The sequence below is a fragment of the Rhizobium leguminosarum genome (genome assembly GCF_001679785.1).
GTDB lineage: Bacteria > Pseudomonadota > Alphaproteobacteria > Rhizobiales > Rhizobiaceae > Rhizobium > Rhizobium leguminosarum_R.
In genome coordinates this window covers 1,051,612-1,076,749 of record NZ_CP016286.1, presented here as the reverse complement: position 1 = coordinate 1,076,749, position 25,138 = coordinate 1,051,612, and the positions used below count along the sequence as shown (strand labels likewise).

The window sequence follows — 25,138 nt, the reverse complement described above, 5'->3', positions numbered from 1 at the left end:
AACGCTCTTGACCGTATCCCTCACCATCGATTCCATCTCTGCCCATTACGGCAGCACCCAGGTGCTCAAAGACCTGTCGATCTCAATCATGGCCGGAGAGCTGGTGTCCCTGCTCGGCTCCAGCGGCTGCGGCAAGACCACGACATTGCGCCTCGTGGCCGGTTTTCTGCAACCGAGCAGCGGCAGCATCAAGCTCGGCGAGCGCGACCTGACCGGCCTCCCCGCGCATGCGCGCGACATCGGCCTGGTCTTTCAGAACTACGCGCTTTTTCCTCATCTGAGCGTCCAGAACAATGTTGCCTTCGGCCTGAGGCAGCGTCGCGTTCCCCAGCAGGAACGGGCGAAAAGAACGATGGCCATGCTGGACCGCGTCGGCCTTTCGGCCTTCGCCGACCGCCTGCCATCGGCTCTGTCAGGCGGCCAGAAACAGCGCGTGGCGCTCGCCCGGGCACTGGTCATCGAGCCGCCGCTTCTGATGTTCGACGAGCCGCTTTCCAACCTGGATGCAAAGCTCAGGATCGACATGCGCGTCGAAATTAGACAGCTCCAGCGCGCCAATGGCACGACATCGCTTTACGTCACCCATGACCAGGAGGAGGCATTCTCGATCTCCGACAGGGTGGCGATCATGAATGCCGGGCGCATCATGCAGCTCGACGCGCCGGAGGTGCTGTATCGCCAGCCGGCCAACGCCTTCGTCGCCCGTTTTGTGGGCTTTGAGAACCTGATCCGGATGAAGGTCACGGCGCGCAGCGGCGCACTGGTGACCGCGGAAACGACCGGCGGAGCGCGACTGCATCTGTCACAGGAAACATTCGGGCCGATCAAGGACGACTTCATACTGGCCTGCCGCGCCGACGGTCTTGCCGTCAGCCGTGACGGTGATGGTATCGCGGCCGTGCTCGGCACGCGCACCTATCTCGGCCGGGCCTATCAATACAAATGCATGACATCAGCGGGAGAGATCACCGCCAATGGGGCGTTGTCCGACCCGCTGGAAACAGGGGCATCCGCCGTGCTGACGCCTGTAGCAGAGCAATGCTGCATTCTCGATCCGGAAGATTGAAACGCTGAGGAGAGACGATGACTAGCGCGATGGATCAAGATATCGATGCCGTTCTTGCCCATGTGGACCAAAGCCTCGATGGTAGCCTGGCGCGGCTTTTCGAGCTGATCCGCATTCCGAGCGTCTCGACCGACCCGGCCTATCGTGATCACTGCCGGGCTGCTGCCGAATGGCTGAGCCGGGATCTGGCTGCCATCGGCTTCGAAGCATCGGTACGCAAAACGACCGGCCATCCGATGGTGGTTGCCCATGAAAAGGCGGCGTCCGGACCGCATCTGCTGTTTTACGGCCATTACGATGTCCAGCCGGTCGATCCGCTGGCGCTGTGGACGAGCGATCCGTTCGAGCCGCGCATGGAAGCCTTGCCGAACGGCGATATCGCGATCGTCGCGCGCGGCGCGTCCGACGACAAGGGACAGTTGATGACCTTCGTCGAAGCCTGCCGCGCCTGGAAGAGTGTCACGGGTAAACTGCCGGTGCAGGTGAGCGTGCTGTTCGAGGGCGAGGAAGAGGCCGGCAGCCCGAGCCTCGCACCCTTTCTGGATGCCACGGCGGATGAGTTGAAGACCGATGCGGTTTTCGTCTGCGACACCGATATGTGGGATCGCGAAACGCCTGCCGTCACGACGATGCTGCGCGGTATCTTCAGTACGGAAATCGAGGTCACCTGCGCCGATCAAGACCTGCATTCCGGCATGTTCGGAAATGCCGCGCGCAATCCGCTGCAGGTGCTGTCAGACGTTGTTTCAAGCTTGAGGCGCGCCGATGGCGGCGTCGCGGTCGAGGGTTTTTATGATGGCGTGAAAGAGCTGCCGGACGCCATCAAGGCGCTGTGGAAAAGGCTGCCCTTCGATGAGGAGGCCTTTCTCGGCGATATAGGCCTCAGAGATCCGGCCGGCGAGGCAGGCCGTTCCGTCCTCGAACAGATCTGGGCGCGGCCGAGCTGCGAGATCAACGGCATGAGCGGCGGTTATACAGGCGAAGGCTTCAAGACGGTCATTCCGGCGAAAGCAAGCGCCAAGATTTCGTTTCGTCTGGTTGAAGGACAGGATCCCCAGGCGATCCGTGATGCCTTCCAGGGGCACGTGCGCGCACGTATCCCCAGGGATTGTTCGGTCAGCTTCAGGGATTACGGGCTTTCGCCGGCAACCGTGATGCCGATCGACAGTCCGTTTCTCACCAGGACGCTTCAGGCGCTTTCGACGGAGTGGCAATGCGAAGCAGCCCTTGCCGGCACCGGAGGCTCGATCCCCATCATCGGCGAATTCAAACGCCGGCTCGGATGCGATGCCCTCCTGGTCGGCTTCGCCCGCTTCGACAACCGCGTCCACAGCCCGAACGAAAAATACGATCTCTCCAGCTTTCATAAAGGCATACGATCCTGGGTCCGGATCCTGGCGGCGCTCGCCGACTGACGCGAGTGTACCGCGCCGCGCGGCTTTTCGAGAACCGCAAAAGACGCTGTAACACTTTGAATTGCTGCATTATGCAGTAGGCTATGGTGCAGCAAGCGCCCCACATCACCATCGACACCGAGGCAGCAGAGACCACAGATGACGATAACCGCTCCCCGCGATTTCCTGAAAGGCCTGTTCGACGCGGCGGTTCGCGCCGCCGATCCGCTGACCGGCATCAAGGCGCATCTGCCTGAAAGGCCGAAGGGAAGGACCGTGGTGATCGGCGCCGGCAAGGGCGCGGCGCAGATGGCGCGGGCGCTCGAAAGCGTCTGGGACGGACCTCTCGAAGGTGTGGTGGTCACCCGCTGCGGCTATGGCTGCGAGACACGCGGCATCGAGATCCTTGAGGCAGCGCATCCGGTGCCGGATACGGCTGGCCTTGCCGCCGCAAAACGCCTGACGGAGACGGTGAACGGGCTGACGGAAGACGATCTGGTGATCGCGCTGATCTGCGGCGGCGGCTCGGCGCTGCTGCCCGCCCCACCGGACGGGCTGACCTTGGAAGACGAGATCGCGCTCAACGAAATGCTGCTTGCCTCGGGCGCGCCGATCTCGGCGATGAATGTCGTGCGCAAGCATCTCTCCACCATCAAGGGCGGCAGACTTGCGGCAGCGACCAAAGCGAGCGTCATCAGCCTGATCGTCTCCGACATTCCCGGCGACAACCCGGCTCATGTCGCCTCCGGGCCGACGGTGCCTGATGGTTCGACACGGCACGATGCGCTCGACATCATCAGGCAACACGGATTGCAGCTGCCGCAGGCAGCACTCGACCATCTGAACTCGCCGAAAGCAGATGCACCGCGGCCGGACGATCCGGTGTTTTTGCGGCACGCGCATCACATCATCGCCTCCGCCGGCGTTTCGCTGGAGGCAGCTGCCGCCCTGGCAAAATCGCAGGGGATCGAGCCGGCTGTCCTTTCAGATGCGATCGAGGGGGAATCGCGTGACGTGGCGCTGGTGCATGCGGCGATCGCCCGCGAGGTGTTGGGCCGGAACAGGCCGTTTTCCAAGCCGGTCGTCATCCTTTCCGGCGGCGAGACGACGGTGACGCTGAGAGCCAGGGGTGGCAAGGGCGGACGCAATGGCGAATTCGCGCTCGCCATGGCGCTTGCGATCGACGGACAGGAGGGCATTCATATCCTCGCCGCCGACACCGACGGGATCGACGGCTCGCAGGATAATGCCGGCGCCTTTGCCGATGGCGGCACGGCAAGGCGCCTTCGCGCCGCAGGGCTCGATCCGCGCCGGCTGCTCGACGGCAATGACAGCTATTCTGGCTTTGCGGCCACCGGTGATCTCTTCGAAACCGGCCCGACCGGAACCAATGTCAATGATTTCAGGGCCATCCTGATCCGTTAGGAAGCGGCGGCGCTGGCGGATCAGGTCTCGATCCGCCCCTGCTCGACCAGCCAGCCGACTGATTCCTGCACCGCCTGCAGGGAGGTGTATCTTGGGACGTAACCCAGCAGGCGTCCCGCTTTTGCGATCGAACAATTCGGGCTGCGGGCAATATGTTCCCAGGTCGCCTTCGCATCCTCAGCCGTCTGACTTTCGGCCCAGGCATCGAATGGGGCGAAGCTGAGCTTCGGCTCCTGCCCGAACCATCGCGACATGAATTCGGCATAACCGCGAAGGGTCAATGCCTGCTCCGAAACCGCGTGGAAACTTTCGCCGGTCGACGCATTCCAGTTGGCGATCGCATCCATGAACATCGCCGCCACGTCATCGGCATGGACGTGATGAACGGTCTCCAAGCCGAAATGGGGCAGCGCCAGGGTCTCTCCGCGGGCAAGGGCTGAAAAGACCTGCAGGTTGAAATTGCCGGCCGGATTGAGCGGCGTCCAGCCGGGACCGACAATGTGCCCGGGATGGATGATGGTTGCCGGAAATCCGCGAAGCTTTGCCTGCTGCAGCAGATAGGTTTCGATTGCCGCCTTCTGCGTCCCATAGTCGCCGAAGGGAAATTTCGGCGTCTCCTCCAGCGTGGGTACGACCGTCGAATGGCCATGCGTCCAGATCGTGCCGGTATGCAGGAAGTGACCGACATGCCCCGACAGCGCCGTCACCAGATGCTCGGCACTTTCCAGCGAGAAGCAGATCATGTCGATGACGATGTCGGCTTTCAATGCACGTACGGCCGGGCCGAAATCACCCGTCCGCTCCATCGCGGCCCGATCCATTTGACGCTGATCGACGGCAGCCCAGGCGTGGTTTGCCCTATAAGGCTTTGCCGTGCCGCGGCTGATCGTGACGACGTCGTGACCGGCTTCCACCAGACGGGGAACGAGATAGGTTCCGACATGGCCCGTTGCCCCGATTACCAAAACCCGCATCATCGTTCCTCCCTTGGTATTTCCGTGTCGGATATGCTGCGCCCTCAGGTGATCCTGCAAGCAGACTTTTCGTGATCAAAGGGCTGGACCGCGCCCCTATCGATTCTTGAACACTAGGCAGGTGCCGCCGTGTTTGCGGATCTGGCTGCAGAGGTTGTTGGCTTCTATGCGTGTCTGCCGGCCGATGCGGGCGGCATAACGCGGGCGAAAACCGAAGCTGCGATCGCGCTGGCGCAGGATCAGCGGCTGCTCCGCATTCAGGGGCGCGGGCAGACCCTGCACGGCATCGAGAAACATGCGCCGGGCGACCGCGACATTCGCATTCGCCGCAAGCTGGACGCCCCAGGGCGCCCACTCACCCTCCTGACGCCAGGGCGGCGTCTCCTTCAACGTCCGTCTCTCCGCAAGCGCCACGCAAGCATCGAGGAAGGAGTTGTCCTTGTCGAGCGGGGCAGCCGCGTCTTCCGGCGGGTTATCCTTCCATTCGTCGACTGAATGCGCGGTGATTGCCAGGACGTAGCCGCGCGTCTCGTAAGGTAATCTTCCTGACGCAAGGTAAGTGGAAAGGCCGTTTTCACCGGCATTATAGGCGGCGGCAGCAAGGCCGAGATTGCCGAAACGATTGCGCAATTCGTCGAGATACTGCGCCGATTTCCGCAGGGCTTCCAACACCTGGTAGCTGTCTTCGAGACCGCGCAGTTTCGCCGTTCCGGGCATGAACTGCGCAATCCCCTGGGCTCCCTTGAAGCTGACGGCATCGGGGCGAAAGGTGCTTTCCCGCCAGATGAGACGGGCGAAATAATCCGCTGGCAATTGATTGGCACTGGCGAAATGCTCGATCGCGACGCAAAGGTCGTAGTTGAAACTGTCTTTCCGGATGCAGAGCGTCTCACCCGATCCCGCCGCCGAAGGTCCCGAATACAAGCAGGCCGGCGGCCCGGCGCTCCCCTCAGGCTGGGCCTTTACTGTGTCCACGGCGGGAAACAGAAGACCGAGCGAAAGCATGGCCTTCACCGATCTCCTCCCCATGTCGGACTGACGCTTCCGGCCTATCATCGGATCTCAGCAGGTTCGAACTTCCATCTCGACGCTCGATTCTAGATACCATCGATCAAAGCGCGACGCTTCCCCATTTCCATATCTGCACCCGAATTGGCGCCAGGAACGCTCACAGGTTTTTAATTTCGCCATCGATTTTGGAACAAACATATTCGGCCTGCCATGGTCGCAACGCTATTCTGCTCATCAGGAATGCCTAAGCGAACGAGGTAAGCAGATGATTGATCTCCACTACTGGCCGACGCCGAACGGCAAGAAAGTTTCGATCTTCCTGGAAGAAACCGGCACGCCATATCGGCTGGTGCCGGTCAATATCGGCCGGGGCGACCAGTTCAAGCCTGATTACCTCAGACTCAACCCCAATCACCGCATGCCTGCCATCGTCGACCACGAACCTGCCGATGGCGGCGGTCCGTTGAGCGTCTTCGAGTCCGGCGCGATCCTCTTCTATCTCGCCGAGAAGACCGGCAAATTCTGGCCGCAGGATCTGCGCGGCAAATACGAGGTCATGCAATGGGTGATCTGGCAGATGGCGAACCAGGGGCCGAAACTCGGCGAAGCCGGTCATTTCCGTCGCCTTGGCGATCGCGAAGGCGACCAGTCCTATGCGGTGCGGCGCTTCACCGACGAAGCCAACCGCCTTTACGGCGTTCTCAGCATGCGGCTACGCGACCGGCGCTATCTTGCCGGCGACGAATTCACCATCGCCGACATCGTCAGCTATCCCTGGACCGTCAACTGGCAGGCACAGGGTCAGGACATCAACGAGTTCAAACATTTCAAGCGATGGTTCGAGGAGGTCGGCGCAAGGCCCGGCGTTCAGCGCGGCCTTGCGGTCGGCGCCGATCTTAGCACCGACAATAGCAAGCTCTCCGAAGAGGAACAGGCGCGCATCCGCAAGATCCTCTACAACCAGCGCGCCCTTCCCGTTCCGGATTGAGCCTAAGCAATTCCAGCAAAAGTGCGCGGCGGTTTGCGTCCGGAATTGCGAAAAAACAAGGCGCAGCAGAGCGACATTCTTCCAGAATGCCTGCACGAAAAAGCCGCCGGGCCATATGGCCGCGGCGGCTTGGGAATGGCTTTGAAAGCAGCAATCAAGCCGTCGGCTGCTTGGTCTTCCTGAGATAGGGCAGAACCGTATCGAAGGAGCCGAAACGCGTGATCGCGTCTTCGTTGGAAACCGCGGCGGTGATGATGACGTCCTCGCCCTGATTCCAGTTCGCCGGTGTGGCCACCTGGTGCTTGGCCGTCAGCTGGATGGAATCGATGGCGCGCAGGATCTCATTGAAATTGCGGCCCGTCGTCATCGGATAGGTCAGGATCAGCTTGATCTTCTTATCGGGACCGATGATGAAGACCGAACGCACCGTCGCATTGTCGGCAGGCGTGCGGCCTTCCGAGCTCTCGCCGGCGCCGGCCGGCAGCATGTCGTAGAGCTTGGCGACCTTGAGGTCCTTGTCACCGATCAGCGGATATTCGACGTCGAAGCCGGTGGCGGTCTTGATGTCGTTCTTCCACTTGGCATGGCTTTCCACCGGATCGACGGAGATGCCGATGATCTTGGCGCCACGCTTGGAAAATTCCCCGGCCAGGCCGGCCATGGCGCCGAGCTCGGTCGTGCAAACCGGCGTGAAATTCTTCGGATGCGAGAACAGGACGGCCCAGCCGTTGCCGATCCAATCGTGAAAGCTGATCGGTCCCTGTGTGGTGTCGGCGGTAAAATCGGGGGCAATGTCGTTGATACGTAAGCTCATGGTCGGCCCTCCAAAGCCTTGTGTTAAATGTTGTTCATCCCAAATCGAGGCCATGGGATCCGTCTGCCGGAAGCGGTCGCAAGATTGCGGTCATCAGGATCGCGCCGGCTGAAGGTAAAAAACTTCCCATCCCAGGATTTTCAGTAAGTCATATACCACGATCACCGAAGGCATGCTCTTTCGATTTCCGGCCTGCTTCGGCATTATTTTTCCGGCAAGTCCGCGGGATGACAAGACCGAGGGTTTTTCCATCGGTCCTATTCAAGCTGCAGGAGAACCGCCCCTTGCTCAGGCGGCCTGGACCGATTTGATCCTGTCGATGCCGCCGACGATCGGAGCGAAGTCGGCCCATACGCCCTGGGCGCCTTTCTGCCATTCGTCGAAGGCTTCCGGCTTCAAGAGCTTTCCGCCGTTGGCAAGTGCGGTCTCGACGGATTTGGATTCGTCTTCGACGATCAGCTGGTTGAAATAGGCAGCCCCTTCGCTGGAAGCCTGCTGGAACACCGCCTTCTGCTCGTCGTCGAGGCCACCCCAGAAGGTCGAGGCATAATAGATGACGCCGGATGCCCAGATGTGGCCGGTCTCGGTCATATCGGGCACGACCTCATAGAGCTTGAAGCCGGCATAGGCCGATTTGGTCAGATCCATCGCGTCGGCGACGCCGGTTGCGAGCGCATTGTAGGTCTCGGTGATCGGAATGCCGATCGGCGTCGTGCCGAATGCGCTCCAGAGCTTCGTGTGCAGCGGGCTCTGGATGACACGGATGCGCTTGCCCTTGAGCTGCTCCGGCCGCGTCACCGGTTCCTTGGTCAGGAGATGGCGGGCGCCGTAATTGATGAAATCGCCGACCACGAAATTCTGCGCCTGCAGTTTCTGCTTGAGATCGGCGCCGACATCGCCGGCGACGGTCCTCAGAACATGGTCGGCATCGCGGAAAAGGAAGGGCAGATCGAGGATCTGCAGTTCCGGCGCCCAGCCGGAGAGCGATGAGACCGTCGAGAGGCTGGCCTGGATGGAGCCGAGGCGCACGCCTTCGGCCACTTCCTTCTCGCCGCCGAGCGCGCCGTTCCTGACGATATTGAACTTGAACTGGCCGGGGAGTTTCGCTTCAACCAGTTCGCTAATCTTCACCCAGATCTTCGTTTCCGGCTTGTCGTCGCCGAGCAGCGAGGCGATCGTGATCGTCGTCGTGCGGGCGGCGGCGGTGCGGACGAAGGCGGGCGCTGCAAGCGCCGTTCCAGCGAGAGCTGCGGTCTTCAGGAAATTGCGTCGGTTGAGATTGTCCATCGGTTTGTCCTGTTTACGAGAAGATGATGGCCCAGGCGCAGAGGATTGCGAGCGAGACCAGGAGAGCGAGCAGATAGGGAACCACCGCCCGAAAGAGCTCTGAGGCGGGAATGCGCGTGACGCCGCTGACGACGAAGATCAGCATGCCGAGCGGCGGTGTCAGTCCATGGATCATCAGGTTGACGACGATGATCACGCCGAATTGGATGGGATCGATGCCGGCGGCGACCGCTGCCGGCAGCAGGATCGGGCCGAAGAGCAGGATCGCGGCGCCGATGTCGAGAACGAGGCCGACCACCAGCAGGATGACGTTCGACAGCAGGATGACCGCAAGCGCGCTGCCGCCGAGCGCCGTCGTCAGGTGCGAGATCAGTCCGGACACGTCGTCGACCGCCAGCAAAAAGGCAAAGGGGCCGGCCGTGCCGATGAGGAGACCGATTGCCGCCGCTTCGACTGCCGCCTGACGGAAGGCGGCATAGAGCGAGAGAATGCCGAGGCGCGCGCCGATGCCGAGCAGCAGCGTGTAGAAAGCAGCAAGTGCTGCGGCCTCCGTGGTGGTGACGATACCGATGCGGATGCCGACGACGACGATGATGCCGAGCCCGAAAGCCGGGATCGCCTGGACCGCCGATTGCCAACGCTGTTTCGCATTTGCGAGCGGCAAAGGCACCTGCTCACGCACGGTCAGATGGATAGCGACCGCCAGGCATATGGCCATCAAGCCGCCGGCGAAGAAGCCGCCGACAAGCAGCGAGCCGACGGAAAGATTGGTCGCGGTCGCAAGGATCAGGAAGGCGATCGACGGCGGGATGACATTGTCGAGAACCGATGTGGAGGCGATGATCGCCGCCGCCTGCGCCGGAGGGTAGCCGTGTTTGACCAGCTCGGGCTGGAAGGTCGATGCGCCGAAGGCGGCATTTGCGACCGACGAGCCGGAGGCGCCGGAAAAGAGGACGCTGGTCAACAGCGTTGTCTGCGCCAGCCCGGCCCGGCGATGGCCGACCATGGCGGCGGCGAAGCGCACAAGCTGGTTGGCGACACCGGAGGCCGTCAGCAGACCGCCGGCGAGCAGGAAGAAAGGAATGGCGAGCAGCAGGAATTTCGAGATGCCGGTGACGGTGGCGGAGACGATCGCCGGCTCCGGCAGGCTGCTGCCGAAGGCGACGACGACATAGGCTGCGGCGAGAAAAGCGTGCGGCAGCGGCGCAGCAAGCAGGAGGCCGACCGCGGCGATCAGTCCGAGGAAGATGCTCGGCGGCCAGTCGAGATCGAGCGAGACATGTGGGATGCCAGCATAGAGCGCGACACCGACGGCAAGCGAGATCACAACCGGCAGGATCTTGCCTTCCGCGATGCGCTGCAGAAGCAGCACGACGAGGATCAGCGCGCCACTGGTGCCGAGGAAGCCGAAGCGGATCCATTCCGGCACGCCGAGCGTCGGCGAGACGCCGCCAAGCATCGTCATGATCTCGCTGCCGCCGAAGCTCAGGACCAGCGCCGAAAGCACGGTGAACACATCGGCGCCGATCGGCGTGACCCTCTGCAGGCTCTCCGGCAGCATCTTGACGAAGACGTCGAGGCGCATGGCAAGCGCGCTGTTGAGGCTGAGCGGCGCGCCGAGCGCGATCAGGCCCACATGCAGCCAGATGCCGAGATCCTCGGCGCCGATGAAGCCGGCGCTGAAGAAATAACGCAGGCAGACTGTGACCAGCACCATCAAGAGCAGCACGGCGAGAACGAGTGCTGCGGCAATGCCGAGAACCGCTTCGATCGCCCGCAGCAGGCGCGCTGCCACCCCGCTGTCCGGAGCGGCCTGTTCGATCGGATGAAATTCACTGGTGGCCACAAAACTTACCTTCTGGCGAGAGGATCAGGCGCTCTTGACGGTCGTAAGATCGCGATCGAAGAGCGTCGACCAGGTGTAGTTGCGCGCCTTCGACACTTCCCTGCTGACATCGAGCCGCGGCAGCACCTTTTCGCCGAAACGATAGGCTTCCTCAAGCAGCGGCATGCCAGAAAGAATAAAAGTATCGACGCCCGCCTTCTGATAGGCTTCGAGCGTGCGCAGAACCGTATCCGGAGAACCGACGATCGCCGTGCCGGGGCCGGGCCTAACCAGGCCAATGCCGGCCCAGAGGTTCGGTGCGACTTCGAGATCGCGCAGGTTTTCCGGCTTGAGGCCGCCGTGCAGTGCGGTCATGCGCTGCTGGCCGACGGAATCGCTTCTTGAGACGAAGCGCTGGTTGGCGGTGATCGCCGCATCATCCATACGATCATAGAGATCGGCCGCCGCCTCCCAGGCCTTTTCTTCGGTGTCGCGAACGATGACATAGAGGCGGATGCCATATTCCAGTTCACGGCCGTAGTGGGCGGCCCGCGCCTTTACGGCTTCGACCTTCTCGCCGATCTGGGCGGGCGTCTCGCCCCAGGAGAGATAGGTGTCCACATGTTTTGCCGCGACTTCAAGCGCCTTGTCGGAGGAGCCGCCGAACCACAGCGCCGGCGGTGCGATGCTCTCGCCGACCGGCAAGGCCAACTTGGCACCGTCCGTCGAGAAATACTTGCCCTGATGGGTGACGCTCTCGCCGGCAAAGAGCCGGTGCCAGAGCTGAAGATATTCGTCCGCCATGTCATAGCGCTCGTCATGCGGCAGCATCATGCCATATGCGCCGAGCATCTTGGCGTCGCCGGAAACGACATTGATCAGCAGCCGGCCGCGGGCGAATTCCTGAAAGGTCGCAGCCATCTTGGCAAGCAATGTCGGCGCGACGAGGCCGGGATGGATGGCGACGAGAAACCGCAGCCGCTCGGTGTGCGCAAGCAGCGCACTCGCCAGCACCCAGACATCATGGGCGCCGGTCGCAAACAGGGCGCCCGTATAACCCAGATGGTCATAGGCCTGGGCAAGTTGCTTGTAGTAACCGTAGTCGACCTGGCGAGAGCCTTCCGGCTGCCAGGGATAAGCGCCGTCGGGCGCGCACATGTACCAGAAAACGTTCATCTCCCGATTCCTTGTTATTTTGTCATTTCCGGGCGTTTCAGCACGATGGGCTTGTCGAAATGGCCGTGGCGCAGCAGCGTGTCGGCCTCCTCCTGTTGTTCGGCAATGATCTCGTCGTCGATCGGAAACACCGTGAAGTCGCGCGAGCGCACCACCTTTTCCCAGGCGTCGATATCCGTTCCCCCGCGGTCGCCAGATGCAAGACGCTTGGCGGCGGTGCGTGGGTCGGCAGCGATCTCGACGCCGATCCGGCTGAGTTCGGAGACGATCGCCCGGATCTCCGCCGCCGACAGGCCGTTCCGCTCCAATGTCCAGAACAGCGAACGGTTGGGAATGGAAGCGCCGCGGCGGACGATCGGCCTGACTTCATCGCGCTCCAGCGTCTTTTCGAGACGCGGCGACATGGCGACCCAGGCATCGACGCGACCTTCGAGCAGATCGGCGAGTGCATCGCGCGCGCCGCTTTCGACCCGCTCGACATCAGGCAGGCTTAATCCCTCGCCTTCGAGGCTGCGGGCCAGGAGATAGGTGTGAAACGAACCGTCGATCAGCGAGATCCGGCGGCCCTTCAACTCAGCGACGGAGCCGATCGAACTGTCGCGCCTGACGAAGATGGCGCCGTTCGCCGGGCGCGGCGCGGAGGCAGCAATATATTCGACGCCGAGGCCGCGCATGTCAGCCTCGATCGGCGGCGTCGAGCCGGTGCCGCCGAGATCGATCTCACCGCTTTCCAGCAGGGCCGCGGTATCGCGACCTTCGGCATAGGATACGAAAATCGGCTGCAGATCTGCGAAGGCGCCAGGCCAGAGCCGCGCGAGGCGAAGATGCAGGTTGTTGGGATGAACGCCAATTCTCATGTTGCTTCGACCGTCGTCATGGTTGCCGCAATCAATTTACTTTTTTATAAATTGATTGCGAGGAAGCGATTGTCATCAGCAGGAGAAAATCGGCTTTGAAATCCCATAAAATCGATAGGCAATGAAATCTTTTACCAGATTGAGCGAAGTGAGCGAGCCGGAGTTGAAAAATCGGCGCAGTCACTTTACTTTTTTATAGAACCTTCAAGGACGATGCTGTTGACGAAGCCCGTTTCCTCAAGAGTCTGCCGCGATGTCGGCGCAGCAAGCGAATTGCTGAAGCTGATCGCCAACGCCAACCGCCTGGCGATCGTCTGCTACCTCATGGAGACGGAAGCCTCGGTCTCTGGGATGGAGGACGAACTCGGTATCCGCCAGCCGACGCTTTCCCAGCAGTTGAGCGAGCTTCGCGAGGCCGGTGTGATCGAAGGACGCCGCGACGGCAAAGCGATCGTCTATCGCGTCATCGATCCTCGTATCGAAACGATCGTGCAAACTCTGCGGGACATGTTCTCCGGCCTCGACGATGTCACCGGGCGCTTCGGAATGACGAAGCTGCCGGTCGACGAAATGATGTTCGATTGAACCCCCGATGATCGACCTTTACACCTGGATCACGCCGAACGGGCTCAAAGTATCCATCGCGCTCGAAGAGTTTGGCCTCTCCTACCGCCCCCACACGATCGATATTACCAAGGGCGATCAATTCCAGCAGGACTATCTCGCCATCAATCCGGGCGGCAAGATTCCTGTTATCGTCGATCACGAGACCGGGATCACGCTTGCCGAATCCGGCGCCATCCTGCTCTATCTTGCCGAAAAGACCGGCCGCTTCCTGCCCCGGCAGGGCGCTGCCCGGCATCACACGATCGAATGGCTGATGTGGCAGATGGGCGGCTTCGGGCCGACGCTCGGCAACGCCCATTATTTCCTGACTTACAATGCAGGCGAGGCACCGTTCGCAGAGGATCTCTTTCGCAGGGACACTCGCCGCCTCTATGAGACGTTGAACGCGCGGCTCGAAGGCCGCGACTATCTCGTCGACGATTATTCCATCGCCGATATGGCGGTCTGGCCCTGGGTTTCTCGCTTTAAACGCCACGAGATCGACCTGAATGCGTTTGCGAACGTCAAACGATGGTATCTCAGGCTTGCGGCGCGGCCACAGGTCAAGCGCGGCTATGAGGTTCCCCATTTCACATCCGAAATACCGCAGCCCTGAAGACCTTGCCGCGACGCTGTATATTGATCCCGCTCGAATTTTCGGCAATTTGATTATTTTTTATGCATATCTATTCTTGCACATTTTTCAGGCGGAGCCTTGCTAAATTTGTTGCACTGCGCCATGAATAGAGCAATGACGCATCTCGATCTGACAATTCTGGTGATCGACGAAAATGCCATTCGCGCCTCCATCATCGAAGAAGGCCTGCGCGAGGCAGGGCATACGCGCGTCACCGTCGTGCATGAGGTCAATGGCATCGCGCGAATCATCGAAACGCTGGTGCCCGATGTGATCATCATCGATATCGAAAATCCCAACCGCGACATGATGGAGCACCTGTTCCAGCTGACGCGTACGGTCAGCCGCCCGATCGCCATGTTCGTCGATCGGTCCGACACGGCCTCGATCGAGGCAGCTGTCGATGCCGGGGTCTCGGCCTATATCGTCGACGGATTGAAGAAGGAACGCGTCAAACCGATCCTCGATATGGCCGTCAGCCGCTTCAATGCCTTCAGCCGGCTGCGGCGGGAGCTTGCCGATGCCCGCTCCGCGCTGGAGGAGCGCAAGCTCATCGAGCGCGCCAAGGGCATATTGATGAAGATGCGCGGCCTCTCCGAGGAAGAGGCTTTCGCCCTGCTGCGCCAGACAGCGATGAACGAAAAGAAGAAGATGTCGGAAATCGCCCAGAGCGTCGTCACTGCCGCGGGGCTGTTGATGTAATGGCCGAGCTGATGAATTTCCGGAGGAAACCGGAGTGGATATGATGACAACGACCTCCAACGCCGGCGGCGAGCTGCCCTCACCCGTACGGGTGAACACCGAAGGACCGAAAGTGCTGCGGGCCGGTTTCATTCCGCTCGTCGATGCATCGGTACTGATTGCGGCGGCGGAATTCGGCTTCGCGCGGAAGGAAGGCCTGACGCTCGATCTCGTCAAGGACGTCTCCTGGGCGAATGTGCGCGACCGCCTGGCATTCCGCCAGTTCGACATTGCCCACATGCTGTCGCCGATGCCCGTCGCCTCCATGCTCGGTCTCGGCTCCAATCCCTCGCCGACGATCACGCCATTTTCGCTGGGGCGTGGCGGCAACGCGATCACGCTGTCGACACGGCTCTTCGACAGGATGCGGAATGACGCGGGATTGCCGGAAACGGCAAGCGCGCTCGACAATGCCGGCGCCCTGGCAAAAACATTGGCGGCAATGAAGGCCCGCGGCGAGCCGCTGCCGACTTTCGGGGTCACCTACCCCTTCTCCTCGCATAATTACGAATTCCGCTACTGGCTGGCAGCCGGCGGCATCGATCCCGACAAGGATGTCAAGCTCGTCGTCGTGCCTCCGCCCATGACTTCGGATGCGCTGGCAGCCGGTGCGATCGACGGTTTCTGCGTCGGCGCGCCGTGGAACATGGTCGCTTCAGAGCGCGGCGTCGGCCGCATCGTCGCCGCCAAACAGGATATCTGGCCGTCGGCACCGGAAAAGGTGATCGGCATGCGGCCGGACTGGGCGGAAAGCCATCCGGAAACCGTTTCCCGGCTGATCGTGGCGCTCGACGCGGCAGCCGAGTGGTGCGACCGGCCGGAAAATCACGACGCGCTGGCGGCGGCTCTTGCCGACCCGCGCTATATCGCTGCCCCCGTCGAAATCATTCGCCGTGTGCTCGCCGGCGAATTCAGCCTCGACGCAAAGGGTAACCGCCGCATCATCGCCGATTATTTCATGTTCCATTCCGGCTTCGCCAATTATCCCCGGCCGAGCCAGGCGCTTTGGATCTACAGCCAGATGATCCGCTGGGGACAGGCCGAGATCAGCCTTAACATGGCAAGGGCCGCAGCATCCGCCTACCGCCCGGATCTCTATCGCACGGCTCTCGGTGACGACAACGCACCCGAAGATGCCGATATCCGCATCGAGGGCAGTGGTGAGGGCGACCGTTTTATGGACGGCCACGTCTTCGACCCGGCGAGGCTGCCGGACTATGTCGCAGGTTTTGCCGTCAAAAGCGCCCTCCCCTTCGTTTCCGACGACGAGGTCTAACCGATGCCGGCCTGCACAAAACGCCAGCAAGCATCTGCCCGCCTCACGACAAGCGCACAAAATATTGGCATGAGCGGGTGCCGGCCCGAAAAACAAGCAGGCGGCGCGTTTCGGAAAATATCATTTGCATTCAGTGATTTGAACGTAGATCACAAAACTGGCACGCAGCTTGCATGGTCTTTGTGGCACCGGTCAATGACGATCAGCGCGGAGTGAGCGCGCGATAGACGCTCACGGAAGACACAGAGATTGCTCTTCGGATTGAAGAGGTAGGTTTTAGCTTGAGCAATTCGGCCAACGGATTGCCTCCAGGCAAATGGGCCAGAAGGCCCAAGAATTCGGCGTCCAACGGCGGGCGCCACCAGCAAAGCCGCTGATCAGGATATTTCGCGCGCCTCGTGTATGCGCGTCCTGACCAGCGGCTTTTTGTTTTAACCCTCAGCGATGGATCGGCACGACCTTGTCGGGCCTCGGAGAAGTTATGTCTGTCATCGAGAAATCACAGTCTATGTCCGCCGGCGAACCAGCCAAGGCATTGTGGATCTCCACTGTAGCCTTCACCCTCTGTTTTGCCGTCTGGACGATCTTCGCGATCATCGGCATTCGCATCAAGCAGGATCTCGGCCTGAACGAGGCCGAGTTCGGATTGCTGGTCGGTACCCCCGTGCTCACCGGTTCGCTGGTGCGCATCGTCCTCGGCATCTGGACGGGGCGTTACGGCGGCCGTCTCGTTTACACGCTCACCATGCTGGCCGCTGCATTGGCGACCTTTCTGCTCTCTTACGCCCAGACCTATACGCAGATGTTGATCGCCGGCCTCGGCGTCGGCCTTGCCGGCGGCTCCTTTGCAGTCGGTGTCGCCTATGTCTCGCCTTTCTTCCCGGCGGAGAAGCAGGGAACCGCGCTCGGCATCTTCGGTGCCGGCAACGTTGGCGCGGCCGTAACCAAATTCGCAGCCCCCTTCGTGCTGATCGCATGGGGCTGGCAGGCGGTTGCGGAGATCTGGGCCGTCGGCCTGGCGCTGATGGCAATCGTCTTCTGGTTCACCACGACCGATGATCCAGCCTTCCGTCTCCGCCGCGAACGCCGCGTTGCCACCAAGAGTTTCGTCGAGGAATTCGCGCCACTCCAGAACGTTCAGGTCTGGCGCTTCTCGCTTTACTATTTCTTCGCCTTCGGCGGCTTCGTCGCCCTGTCGCTGTGGCTGCCGCGCTATCTGGTCGGCGTCTACGGCTTCAATCTGGAAACCGCCGGCATGATCGCGGCCGCCTACTCCATCCCGGGCAGCATCTTCCGCGCCTTCGGCGGCGTGCTGTCGGACAAGAAGGGCGCGCGCAGCGTGATGTATACGATGTTTGCCGTGTCGGCCGTCGCCACCCTCATCCTTTCGCTGCCGGCCGCCGACGCCTCCGGGACGGGTCCGGCGTTCGGTATCACCCCTGTCATCTTCATCGTCGTCATCTTCGTGCTCGGCTTCTTCATGAGCCTCGGCAAGGCTGCCGTCTACAAGCACATTCCGGCCTACTACCCCGAAAACGTCGGCGCAGTCGGCGGCGTCGTCGGGATGATGGGCGGCCTTGGCGGCTTCATCCTTCCGATTGCCTTTGGCCTTCTCAAGGACATGACCGGCCTTTGGTCCAGCTGTTTCCTGCTGCTCTTTGCGATCGTCGTGATCTCTCTCATCTGGATGCACCTGTCCGTAAAGCAACTGTCGCGCCAAGGGCACTCGGCGCCCGTGGCTGCAACCTGATCTAAGGACCTGGAAATATGACCGAAAAACTTGTCATCATCGGCAATGGCATGGCGCCCGGGCGCATGCTGGAGCACCTCTTCGAGCAGGCGCCCGGACGCTATGAAGTTACGATCTTCAATGCCGAGCCGCGCGTCAATTACGACCGCATCATGCTATCGCCGGTTCTCTCCGGAGAAAAGGACTACGAGCAGATCATCATTCACGGCGATGGCTGGTATATCAAGCACGGCATCATGCTCTACAAGGGCCACAAGATCGTCAACATCGATCGCGCCGCCAAGACCGTCACCTCCGACCACGGCGTCACCGAAAGCTACGATAAGCTGGTGATCGCAACGGGGTCCGTGCCCTTCATCATCCCTGTTCCCGGCAAGGATCTGCCCGGCGTCATCACCTATCGCGATCTCGACGACGTGCAGGCGATGCTGCTTGCCGCCCAGTCGCGCGAAAAGGCTGTCGTCATCGGCGGCGGCCTGCTTGGCCTGGAAGCGGCGGCCGGCCTTGCCCAGCGCGGCATGGACGTCACCGTGCTGCACGTCATGCCGACGCTGATGGAGCGCCAGCTCGATCCCGCCGCCGGTTACCTGCTGCAGAAGGCGGTCGAGGAACGCGGTATCAAGGTCATCTGCAAGGCCAATACCAAGGCGATCGTCGGCAATGGCAAGGTCGAGGGCATCGAGCTTGACGACGGCCGTATCATCCCGGCAACGCTGGTTGTGATGGCCGTCGGCATTCGTCCGAGTGTGGGCTTGGCGAAGGACGCCGGCATTGCGGTCAATCGCGGCATCGTCGTCGATGCCGGCATGCAGACCTCGGACGGCGATATTCTCGCGCTCGGCGAATGCGCCGAGGTGGGCGGCATGGTCTATGGCCTCGTTGCGCCGCTCTATGAAATGGCCCGTATCGCCGCCTCGCATCTTTCCGGCGATCGCTCGCCCGCCTTCGTTCATGCGGATACGCCGACCAAGCTCAAGGTCACCGGCATCGAGCTTTATTCACTCGGCGATTTCGCCGACGGCGACGACCGCGAGGAGATCGTGCTGCGCGATGCCAGCGCCGGCGTCTACAAGCGTCTGGTGCTCAAGGACAATAAGATTATCGGCACCGTCCTTTACGGCGAAACCGCCGATGGTGCCTGGTTCAATGACCTGAAGAAGAAGGCAACCGATATTTCGGAGATGCGCGAGACGCTGATCTTCGGACAGGCCTATCAGGGAGGGTCGCCGCTGGACCCTATGGCGGCCGTTGCAGCCTTGCCGGATGACGCGGAGATTTGTGGCTGCAACGGCGTATGCAAGGGCAAGATCACTTCGACGATTTCAGGCAAGGGGCTGACGTCGCTCGACGACGTACGCGCCCACACGAAGGCATCCGCCTCGTGCGGTTCCTGCACCGGCCTCGTCGAACAACTCATGGCGCTGACGCTCGGCGACAGCTACAATCCGACTGCCGTCCAGCCGATGTGTACCTGCACCGAACTCGGCCATGACGACGTTCGCCGGCTGATCAAGGCGAAGGGGTTGAAGAGCATCCCTGCCGTCATGCAGGAGCTCGAATGGAAGACCTCCTGCGGCTGCGCCAAATGTCGGCCGGCGCTCAACTATTACCTCGTCTGCGACTGGCCGGATGAATATGCCGACGACTACCAGTCGCGTTTCATCAATGAACGCGTGCATGCCAACATCCAGAAGGACGGCACCTATTCCGTCGTTCCGCGCATGTGGGGCGGCGTCACCAATTCGAACGAGCTGCGCGCCATCGCCGATGTCGTCGACAAGTTCGAGATCCCGATGGTGAAGGTGACGGGCGGCCAGCGCATCGACCTTCTCGGCATCGAGAAGGAAGACCTGCCCGCCGTCTGGGCCGATCTCGGCAAGGCCGGCTTCGTCTCCGGCCAGGCTTATGCCAAGGGTCTGCGCACCGTGAAGACCTGTGTCGGCTCGGACTGGTGTCGCTTCGGCACACAGGATTCCACCGGCCTCGGTATCCGGATCGAAAGGTTCATGTGGGGCTCCTGGACGCCGGCCAAGTTGAAGATGGCCGTCTCCGGCTGCCCGCGCAACTGCGCGGAAGCAACCTGCAAGGATATCGGCGTGATCTGCGTGGATTCCGGTTTCGAGATCCATTTCGCCGGTGCGGCCGGTCTCGACATCAAGGGCACGGAGGTCCTTGGGCTTGTCCGAACCGAGGACGAGGCACTGGAGCATATCGTGGCCCTGACGCAGATGTACCGCGAACAGGCCCGCTACCTCGAGCGCATCTACAAATGGGCTAAGCGCGTCGGCCTGGATGAAATCCGCCGCCAGATCATGGGTGATGCCGAAAAGCGCAAAGCGTATTACGAGCGCTTCGTCTTCTCCCAGAAATTTGCTCAGGTCGATCCCTGGTCGGAGCGTGTTTCCGGCAAGGACAAGCATGAGTTCAAGCCGATGGCGACGATCGGCTATCCGCAGGCTGCAGAGTAAGGAGATGGACATGAACTGGATCGCAATCGGTGACATCTCCGACATCCCGTTGCGCGGCGCGCGCTGCGTGAAGACGCCACAAGGCAAGATCGCTGTCTTCCGCACGGCCGAAAACGAGGTCTTCGCCATCGAAGATCACTGCCCGCATAAGGGCGGCCCGCTCTCCCAAGGCATCGTCCACGCCAAGTCAGTCACCTGCCCGCTGCACAACTGGGTGATCTCGCTGGAAACAGGCAAGGCGCTCGGCGCGGACGAAGGCGAGGTCCGGACGATACAGGTGCTGAACGAAGACGGCAGGCTGTTCATCGCTCTGGAAAGCCTGATGATGGCGGCGGAATAGATGGCGGCTGAGGTCAAGACCACCTGTCCCTACTGCGGTGTAGGCTGCGGCGTTATCGCCACGGTCGACGAGGCAGGCGCAGTCAGCGTCAAAGGAGATCCCGAGCATCCGTCGAATTTCGGCCGGCTCTGCTCGAAGGGTTCAGCGCTTGCCGAAACCATCGATCTCGATGGCCGGCTTCTCTATCCCGAGATCGAAGGCAAACAGAGCGGCTGGGACGAGGCTCTTGACTTGGTCGCCCGCCGTTTTTCTGCAACGATCGCGGAACACGGGCCTGACGCCGTTGCCTTCTACGTCTCGGGCCAGTTGCTGACCGAGGATTACTATGTCGCCAACAAGCTGATGAAGGGCTTCATCGGCTCCGGTAATATCGACACCAATTCAAGGCTCTGCATGTCCTCTTCCGTGGCGGGGCATCGCCGCGCCTTCGGCGCCGATACGGTTCCCGGGACCTATGAGGACATCGAACTTGCGGATCTGGTGATCCTGACCGGCTCCAACCTCGCCTGGTGTCATCCCGTCATCTACCAGCGGCTTGCCGCCGCAAAGACGGCGCGGCCAAACATGCGGATCGTCGTCATCGATCCGCGCCGGACGATGACCTGCGACATCGCCGACCTGCATCTCGCCATCCGTCCTGATGGCGACGTTGCGCTGTTCATGGGACTGCTTGCCCATCTCGCGACCAGTTCGGCAATCGACCAGAATTATATCGGCGCTCATACCGAAGGTTTCGGCGACGCTTTTGCGGCTGCAGCCGCGCTCGATATCAACGATCTCCTGGAACGGACCGGCCTGCCGGCCATGCAGATCAGGGAGTTCTTCCGCCTGTTCGAGACGACGCCGAAGGTCGTGACCTGCTACAGCCAGGGCGTCAACCAATCCTCCTCCGGCACCGACAAGGTCAATGCCATCCTCAACTGCCACCTCGCGACCGGCCGCATCGGCCGTCCCGGCATGGGACCGTTTTCGCTGACCGGACAGCCGAACGCCATGGGCGGGCGTGAGGTCGGCGGCCTCGCCAATATGCTTGCCGCCCATATGGCGATCGAGAATGCCGAAGACCGAGACCGCGTGCAGCGCTTCTGGGACTCGCCCGTCATCGCCGCAAAGCCCGGCCTGAAGGCGGTCGACATGTTCCAAGCCGTGGCCGACGGGCGCATCAAGGCGCTGTGGATCATGGCGACCAATCCCGTCGTCTCGATGCCGGATGCCGACAGTGTCGAAAACGCGATCGCCGCCTGTCCCTTCGTCGTCGTCTCGGACATCCTCAAAGAGACGGATACGACCCGGCACGCAGATGTGCTTTTGCCCTCGCTCGGCTGGGGCGAGAAGGATGGCACCGTCACCAATTCCGAACGGCGCATTTCAAGGCAGCGACCGTTTCTCGCCGTCCCCGGCGATGCAAGGGCCGACTGGTGGCAGCTTGCGGAGGTCGGACGCCGCATGGGATTTGCCGCCGCCTTCGATTTTGATGCGCCGGCGGCAATCTTCGCCGAGCACGCGGCGCTTTCCGCCTTCGAAAATAACGGCAGCCGCGATTTCGACATCGGCGCGCGCGCCGGCATGAGCGGCGGGGCCTATAACGAACTGTCGCCCTTCCAGTGGCCGCAGGCGGCAGGGACAGAACCGAGCAAAACCCGCTTCTTCGCCGAGGGCGGTTTCTTCCATCCCGATCGCAAGGCGCGCTTCGTCGCGGTCAAACCGCCCGCAACCGATCGCACCAATGCCGAGTACCCCTTCACGCTGAATACCGGGCGCATCCGCGACCAGTGGCACACGATGACGCGAACAGGAAAGAGCGCGCGGCTTTCCGCGCATATCGCCGAACCCTTTGCCGAGATCCATCCGCGCGACGCGATCGAGACCGGTATATCAAGCGCCGGCCTCGTCGAGATCGACAGCCCGCACGGCAAGGCAATCGTGCGGGCGCTGGTGACCGATCGCCAGGCGCGCGGCGGCATCTTTGCGCCGATGCACTGGAACGACCAGTTCGCCGCAAGAGCACGGATCGACGCCGTGGTCGCGCCGGTAACGGACCCCATTTCCGGTCAACCGGCGTCGAAGAACGTCGCCGTCGCCATCCGGCCCTTCCGCGCCGCCCATTACGGCTTCGCCGTCTCCGCCACAAAACCCGCCACGCCCGACGCCGCCTATTGGGCGCTGGCAAAAGCCGCCGGCGGGTGGCGGCTGGAGCTTGCCTTCGGCGACAACGTCGAAGACTGGACGGCCTGGTGCCGGGCGGTTTTCGCCATTCCAGCCGAGATCGAACCGCTTGGTTATGCCGACCGGCAATCCGGCGACCTCAGGCTCGCCTTCTTCGATGGCGAGGTCCTGCTTGCGGCGCTGTTTCTCGCCCGCGAACCCGTCGCTGTCGCGCGCAACTGGGCGATATCGCAGCTCTCAGCCTCGCATGGCGACCTCAGGAAACGCTTTGCGCTCGTTGCGGGTCGTCCCGGCGCAGGCAGGCCGGATCCGGGCGCCACCGTCTGCTCCTGCTTCAGTGTCGGGGTCAACCAGATCGCTGCTGCCGTGCGCGGCGGATGTCACAGCGTCGAGGCGGTCGGCAAGGAAACCAGCGCTGGAACCAATTGCGGCTCCTGCCGTAGCGAAATCGGCAGCATCATCGATCGCTGTCTTGCCGCAGCCGCGGAGTGAACCGCGCAGAAGCAAGCAGGACGCAGCCGGAGCACTGTCAGGCCGCGTTCGGGACGATCAGCATCCTGTGATCGGGGGAGATGCGGACCGAGATCTCGTCATAGGATGAAAGCGTCGGGTGCGGCGTCTCCATCTTTTGGTGATGTGTTGCCGAGATGACCATGACATCGGCGCCCGCCGCCTCGCCGGCGGTAATGCCGGCTGCGACATCCTCGAACACCAGGCAATCCTGCGTACTGACGCCGAGGCGCTCGGCGCCGAGAATATAACATTGCGGGTCGGGTTTTCCCACCTTCACGTCCTCCGCCGTCACCATGAATCTCGGCACCGGCAAGCCTGCCGCCTCGAGCCGCCGGTGAGCAAGGCGCAACGGCGAGGAGGTGACGATCGCCCAGCGATCCGGGGGCAGTGAACTCAGAAAGGTCGCGGCGCCGGGAATGGCCACGACGTCGCTGACATCGGCGATCTCGGCCTCGGTCACCAGCTTCGATTCATGTTCGGGATCGACTCCAGGCAGGTTCAGCCGGGTGATCGTGTCAATGCCGCGCGATCCATGCATCTTCGGTAAAAAGGTGGCGACATCGAGCCCCTGACGCCTCGCCCAGTCGCTCCATACACGCTCGGCCGCACGGATCGAATTGAGGATGGTGCCGTCCATATCGAACAGGAAGGCGGCATAGGGCTTCTCGAAGCCGCGGGGCATCGGCATAGACAAAAGGCTGATCCTTCAGGGAAAGAGCCGAACGGTGGTCGCTATCGCGATGAAACGGCAAATCATAGGGTTTTGCAAGCTTTCGGGAATGGCGGTGACGCCTCCCAACCGCCTTCACCTAAAAAGCCGCAGTGCCAGAGGTGACGATCAAGTGGCAGGAAAGCCGGAGGCCGATCGGGTCGTGGCAGAGGTCATCGGCACCATCGGCGAGTTCCAGTGCGGCCGGAGCGTCGGCGCGCAGGGAGGCCTGCGTAGCCGGATCAACGCGCATCGGAGCGGCGGTCCAGAGTGAGGGACGGCTGACGTCGATTGCGGAAATTTTAGCCTTGTCATTCCTGACGGCGTAGGAGGCGACCGCCATGCCACTCATCGTCAAGGTGAGTGCAAGTGCGATCTGGAGACCGAGATCTGCGGCTTCGCGAAAGGAGATGAACATAGCGGCCTCATGCCACGGTTTTTTAGTATCTCCGCATGCAAGTAGGACATGCGCTGGCGCCGATCCAGCGACATCGCCCGTTAAGGTTTACGCCTAACCATGCCGGGCACGCCGCAGAGCTTGAATGCAGGTTTTCTGCAAATTTCGGAACAATGATTCCATCAGGCAGTTACCCCAGGGTCATCCAAGATGAAAATCAAAGGAGGATATCCTATGACTAAATCCCTCATCGCCGCTTCGCTGTTTGCCATCGGCATGGCGTCGTCGGCCTTTGCCCAATCTAACCCGAGTCCGATCGGGCCAACGAACGGCGGTTCGACCGATCCGAGTTCCGGCACCTATTCGTCCGATTACACCAATAGTGACAACGGCATTCGTCCGGTACCGGTCTCGCCGGTCGATCCGACGACGACACAGAGCATCGGCCGACCGCAGACGATGGAGTGCCCCGGCATGCCGCAACAGATGTCCGGCGTCGATACGCGCGGCGGACAGAGCGGCGCATCGATCAGCGAAGCCTGCCGCGAATACGACAACTAATCAGGCGGTTCTCCGCTCCCGGAAAAGGCCGGTTCACGCCGGCCTTATCCATGTCATGGCAGCGATGAACGCTTTTCGTTCGCAATGAAATTTTTGATCGGGCGTTCCGTACATCCCTAGCAGGTTGAAGAACACAGTCAGGGAACGCTTCATTGGC

22 protein-coding genes are annotated in these 25,138 nt (G+C 61.7%); 13 read left to right on the top strand and 9 right to left on the bottom strand.

Annotated features, from left to right (window positions below):
- Window positions 1-7: 7 nt before the first annotated feature.
- The 3 genes from BA011_RS05495 (at window position 8) to BA011_RS05485 (ending at window position 3,885) form a co-directional block, all read left to right on the top strand.
- The gene (locus tag BA011_RS05495) at window positions 8-1,066 is read left to right on the top strand and encodes an ABC transporter ATP-binding protein (protein WP_065279701.1); all 1,059 of its coding nucleotides are present in this window, start codon (window positions 8-10) and stop codon (window positions 1,064-1,066) included.
- Between the two features lie 17 nt (window positions 1,067-1,083).
- On the top strand, window positions 1,084-2,481 hold the full coding sequence (locus BA011_RS05490) for a dipeptidase (protein WP_065279700.1): 1,398 nt from the start codon (window positions 1,084-1,086) through the stop codon (window positions 2,479-2,481).
- Between the two features lie 138 nt (window positions 2,482-2,619).
- Window positions 2,620-3,885 (top strand): glycerate kinase type-2 family protein, encoded by a 1,266-nt coding sequence (locus BA011_RS05485; RefSeq protein WP_065279699.1) that lies wholly within the window; start codon window positions 2,620-2,622, stop codon window positions 3,883-3,885.
- A gap of 20 nt (window positions 3,886-3,905) precedes the next feature.
- Here the strand turns inward: BA011_RS05485 and BA011_RS05480 are convergent, their stop codons facing one another.
- A complete protein-coding gene (locus tag BA011_RS05480; protein WP_186806506.1) occupies window positions 3,906-4,862 on the bottom strand; it encodes an NAD-dependent epimerase/dehydratase family protein in 957 nt (318 codons plus the stop codon).
- A gap of 93 nt (window positions 4,863-4,955) precedes the next feature.
- A complete protein-coding gene (locus BA011_RS05475; RefSeq protein WP_065279698.1) occupies window positions 4,956-5,915 on the bottom strand; it encodes a lytic transglycosylase domain-containing protein in 960 nt (319 codons plus the stop codon).
- 220 nt (window positions 5,916-6,135) lie between these two features.
- Here BA011_RS05475 and BA011_RS05470 point away from each other — a divergent pair, with 220 nt between their 5' ends.
- Window positions 6,136-6,858 (top strand): glutathione binding-like protein, encoded by a 723-nt coding sequence (locus BA011_RS05470; protein WP_065279697.1) that lies wholly within the window; start codon window positions 6,136-6,138, stop codon window positions 6,856-6,858.
- Window positions 6,859-7,012: 154 nt separating this feature from the next.
- On the opposite strand, the gene BA011_RS05465 is transcribed toward BA011_RS05470, so the two are convergent.
- From BA011_RS05465 to BA011_RS05440, 5 genes are all read right to left on the bottom strand, one after another.
- The gene (locus BA011_RS05465) at window positions 7,013-7,672 is read right to left on the bottom strand and encodes a peroxiredoxin (RefSeq protein WP_017964008.1); all 660 of its coding nucleotides are present in this window, start codon (window positions 7,670-7,672) and stop codon (window positions 7,013-7,015) included.
- A 288-nt stretch (window positions 7,673-7,960) separates the two neighbouring features.
- Complete coding sequence (locus BA011_RS05455; protein ID WP_065279696.1) at window positions 7,961-8,959, bottom strand: TRAP transporter substrate-binding protein; 999 nt, start codon at window positions 8,957-8,959, stop codon at window positions 7,961-7,963.
- A 13-nt stretch (window positions 8,960-8,972) separates the two neighbouring features.
- Window positions 8,973-10,805, bottom strand: a complete 1,833-nt coding sequence (locus BA011_RS05450) for a TRAP transporter large permease subunit (protein ID WP_065279695.1) — start codon at window positions 10,803-10,805, stop codon at window positions 8,973-8,975.
- 24 nt (window positions 10,806-10,829) lie between these two features.
- Window positions 10,830-11,960 carry an LLM class flavin-dependent oxidoreductase gene (locus BA011_RS05445; RefSeq protein WP_065279694.1) on the bottom strand — a complete coding sequence of 377 codons (1,131 nt, stop codon included), beginning with the start codon at window positions 11,958-11,960 and terminating at the stop codon, window positions 10,830-10,832.
- 14 nt (window positions 11,961-11,974) lie between these two features.
- Window positions 11,975-12,817, bottom strand: coding sequence for an ABC transporter substrate-binding protein (locus BA011_RS05440; protein ID WP_065279693.1), 843 nt, complete (start codon window positions 12,815-12,817; stop codon window positions 11,975-11,977).
- Between the two features lie 219 nt (window positions 12,818-13,036).
- Here BA011_RS05440 and BA011_RS05435 point away from each other — a divergent pair, with 219 nt between their 5' ends.
- From BA011_RS05435 to BA011_RS05400, 8 genes are all read left to right on the top strand, one after another.
- A complete protein-coding gene (locus BA011_RS05435; protein ID WP_065282421.1) occupies window positions 13,037-13,402 on the top strand; it encodes an ArsR/SmtB family transcription factor in 366 nt (121 codons plus the stop codon).
- Between the two features lie 7 nt (window positions 13,403-13,409).
- On the top strand, window positions 13,410-14,039 hold the full coding sequence (locus tag BA011_RS05430; protein WP_065279692.1) for a glutathione S-transferase family protein: 630 nt from the start codon (window positions 13,410-13,412) through the stop codon (window positions 14,037-14,039).
- Window positions 14,040-14,174: 135 nt separating this feature from the next.
- Window positions 14,175-14,762, top strand: a complete 588-nt coding sequence (locus BA011_RS05425) for an ANTAR domain-containing response regulator (protein WP_065279691.1) — start codon at window positions 14,175-14,177, stop codon at window positions 14,760-14,762.
- Window positions 14,763-14,796: 34 nt separating this feature from the next.
- On the top strand, window positions 14,797-16,077 hold the full coding sequence (locus BA011_RS05420; protein WP_186806505.1) for a CmpA/NrtA family ABC transporter substrate-binding protein: 1,281 nt from the start codon (window positions 14,797-14,799) through the stop codon (window positions 16,075-16,077).
- Between the two features lie 481 nt (window positions 16,078-16,558).
- Window positions 16,559-17,827, top strand: coding sequence for an MFS transporter (locus tag BA011_RS05415; RefSeq protein ID WP_065279689.1), 1,269 nt, complete (start codon window positions 16,559-16,561; stop codon window positions 17,825-17,827).
- Window positions 17,828-17,844: 17 nt separating this feature from the next.
- Complete coding sequence (nirB, locus tag BA011_RS05410) at window positions 17,845-20,295, top strand: nitrite reductase large subunit NirB (protein WP_027666079.1); 2,451 nt, start codon at window positions 17,845-17,847, stop codon at window positions 20,293-20,295.
- Window positions 20,296-20,299: 4 nt separating this feature from the next.
- Window positions 20,300-20,635 (top strand): nitrite reductase small subunit NirD, encoded by a 336-nt coding sequence (gene nirD, locus BA011_RS05405; protein WP_017960132.1) that lies wholly within the window; start codon window positions 20,300-20,302, stop codon window positions 20,633-20,635.
- Complete coding sequence (locus tag BA011_RS05400) at window positions 20,636-23,293, top strand: nitrate reductase (protein WP_065279688.1); 2,658 nt, start codon at window positions 20,636-20,638, stop codon at window positions 23,291-23,293.
- A 37-nt stretch (window positions 23,294-23,330) separates the two neighbouring features.
- Here the strand turns inward: BA011_RS05400 and BA011_RS05395 are convergent, their stop codons facing one another.
- Both BA011_RS05395 and BA011_RS05390 read right to left on the bottom strand, forming a co-directional pair.
- Window positions 23,331-24,008, bottom strand: a complete 678-nt coding sequence (locus tag BA011_RS05395) for an HAD family hydrolase (RefSeq protein WP_065279687.1) — start codon at window positions 24,006-24,008, stop codon at window positions 23,331-23,333.
- 115 nt (window positions 24,009-24,123) lie between these two features.
- The gene (locus tag BA011_RS05390) at window positions 24,124-24,441 is read right to left on the bottom strand and encodes a hypothetical protein (RefSeq protein ID WP_065279686.1); all 318 of its coding nucleotides are present in this window, start codon (window positions 24,439-24,441) and stop codon (window positions 24,124-24,126) included.
- Between the two features lie 213 nt (window positions 24,442-24,654).
- Here BA011_RS05390 and BA011_RS05385 point away from each other — a divergent pair, with 213 nt between their 5' ends.
- Window positions 24,655-24,981: a hypothetical protein gene (locus tag BA011_RS05385; RefSeq protein ID WP_065279685.1), complete on the top strand. Its 327-nt coding sequence runs from the start codon at window positions 24,655-24,657 to the stop codon at window positions 24,979-24,981.
- Window positions 24,982-25,138 lie beyond the last annotated feature (157 nt).

Bases quoted from the DNA above. Each gene is read 5' to 3' on its own strand.
- BA011_RS05490 (WP_065279700.1), top strand. From the start codon at position 1,084: ATGACTAGCGCGATGGATCAAGATATCGATGCCGTTCTTGCCCATGTG.
- BA011_RS05485 (WP_065279699.1), top strand. From the start codon at position 2,620: ATGACGATAACCGCTCCCCGCGATTTCCTGAAAGGCCTGTTCGACGCG.
- BA011_RS05480 (WP_186806506.1), bottom strand. From the start codon at position 4,862: ATGATGCGGGTTTTGGTAATCGGGGCAACGGGCCATGTCGGAACCTAT.
- BA011_RS05475 (WP_065279698.1), bottom strand. From the start codon at position 5,915: ATGATAGGCCGGAAGCGTCAGTCCGACATGGGGAGGAGATCGGTGAAG.
- BA011_RS05470 (WP_065279697.1), top strand. From the start codon at position 6,136: ATGATTGATCTCCACTACTGGCCGACGCCGAACGGCAAGAAAGTTTCG.
- BA011_RS05465 (WP_017964008.1), bottom strand. From the start codon at position 7,672: ATGAGCTTACGTATCAACGACATTGCCCCCGATTTTACCGCCGACACC.
- BA011_RS05455 (WP_065279696.1), bottom strand. From the start codon at position 8,959: ATGGACAATCTCAACCGACGCAATTTCCTGAAGACCGCAGCTCTCGCT.
- BA011_RS05445 (WP_065279694.1), bottom strand. From the start codon at position 11,960: ATGAACGTTTTCTGGTACATGTGCGCGCCCGACGGCGCTTATCCCTGG.
- BA011_RS05440 (WP_065279693.1), bottom strand. From the start codon at position 12,817: ATGAGAATTGGCGTTCATCCCAACAACCTGCATCTTCGCCTCGCGCGG.
- BA011_RS05430 (WP_065279692.1), top strand. From the start codon at position 13,410: ATGATCGACCTTTACACCTGGATCACGCCGAACGGGCTCAAAGTATCC.
- BA011_RS05425 (WP_065279691.1), top strand. From the start codon at position 14,175: ATGACGCATCTCGATCTGACAATTCTGGTGATCGACGAAAATGCCATT.
- BA011_RS05415 (WP_065279689.1), top strand. From the start codon at position 16,559: ATGTCTGTCATCGAGAAATCACAGTCTATGTCCGCCGGCGAACCAGCC.
- nirB (WP_027666079.1), top strand. From the start codon at position 17,845: ATGACCGAAAAACTTGTCATCATCGGCAATGGCATGGCGCCCGGGCGC.
- nirD (WP_017960132.1), top strand. From the start codon at position 20,300: ATGGACATGAACTGGATCGCAATCGGTGACATCTCCGACATCCCGTTG.
- BA011_RS05400 (WP_065279688.1), top strand. From the start codon at position 20,636: ATGGCGGCTGAGGTCAAGACCACCTGTCCCTACTGCGGTGTAGGCTGC.
- BA011_RS05390 (WP_065279686.1), bottom strand. From the start codon at position 24,441: ATGTTCATCTCCTTTCGCGAAGCCGCAGATCTCGGTCTCCAGATCGCA.
- BA011_RS05385 (WP_065279685.1), top strand. From the start codon at position 24,655: ATGACTAAATCCCTCATCGCCGCTTCGCTGTTTGCCATCGGCATGGCG.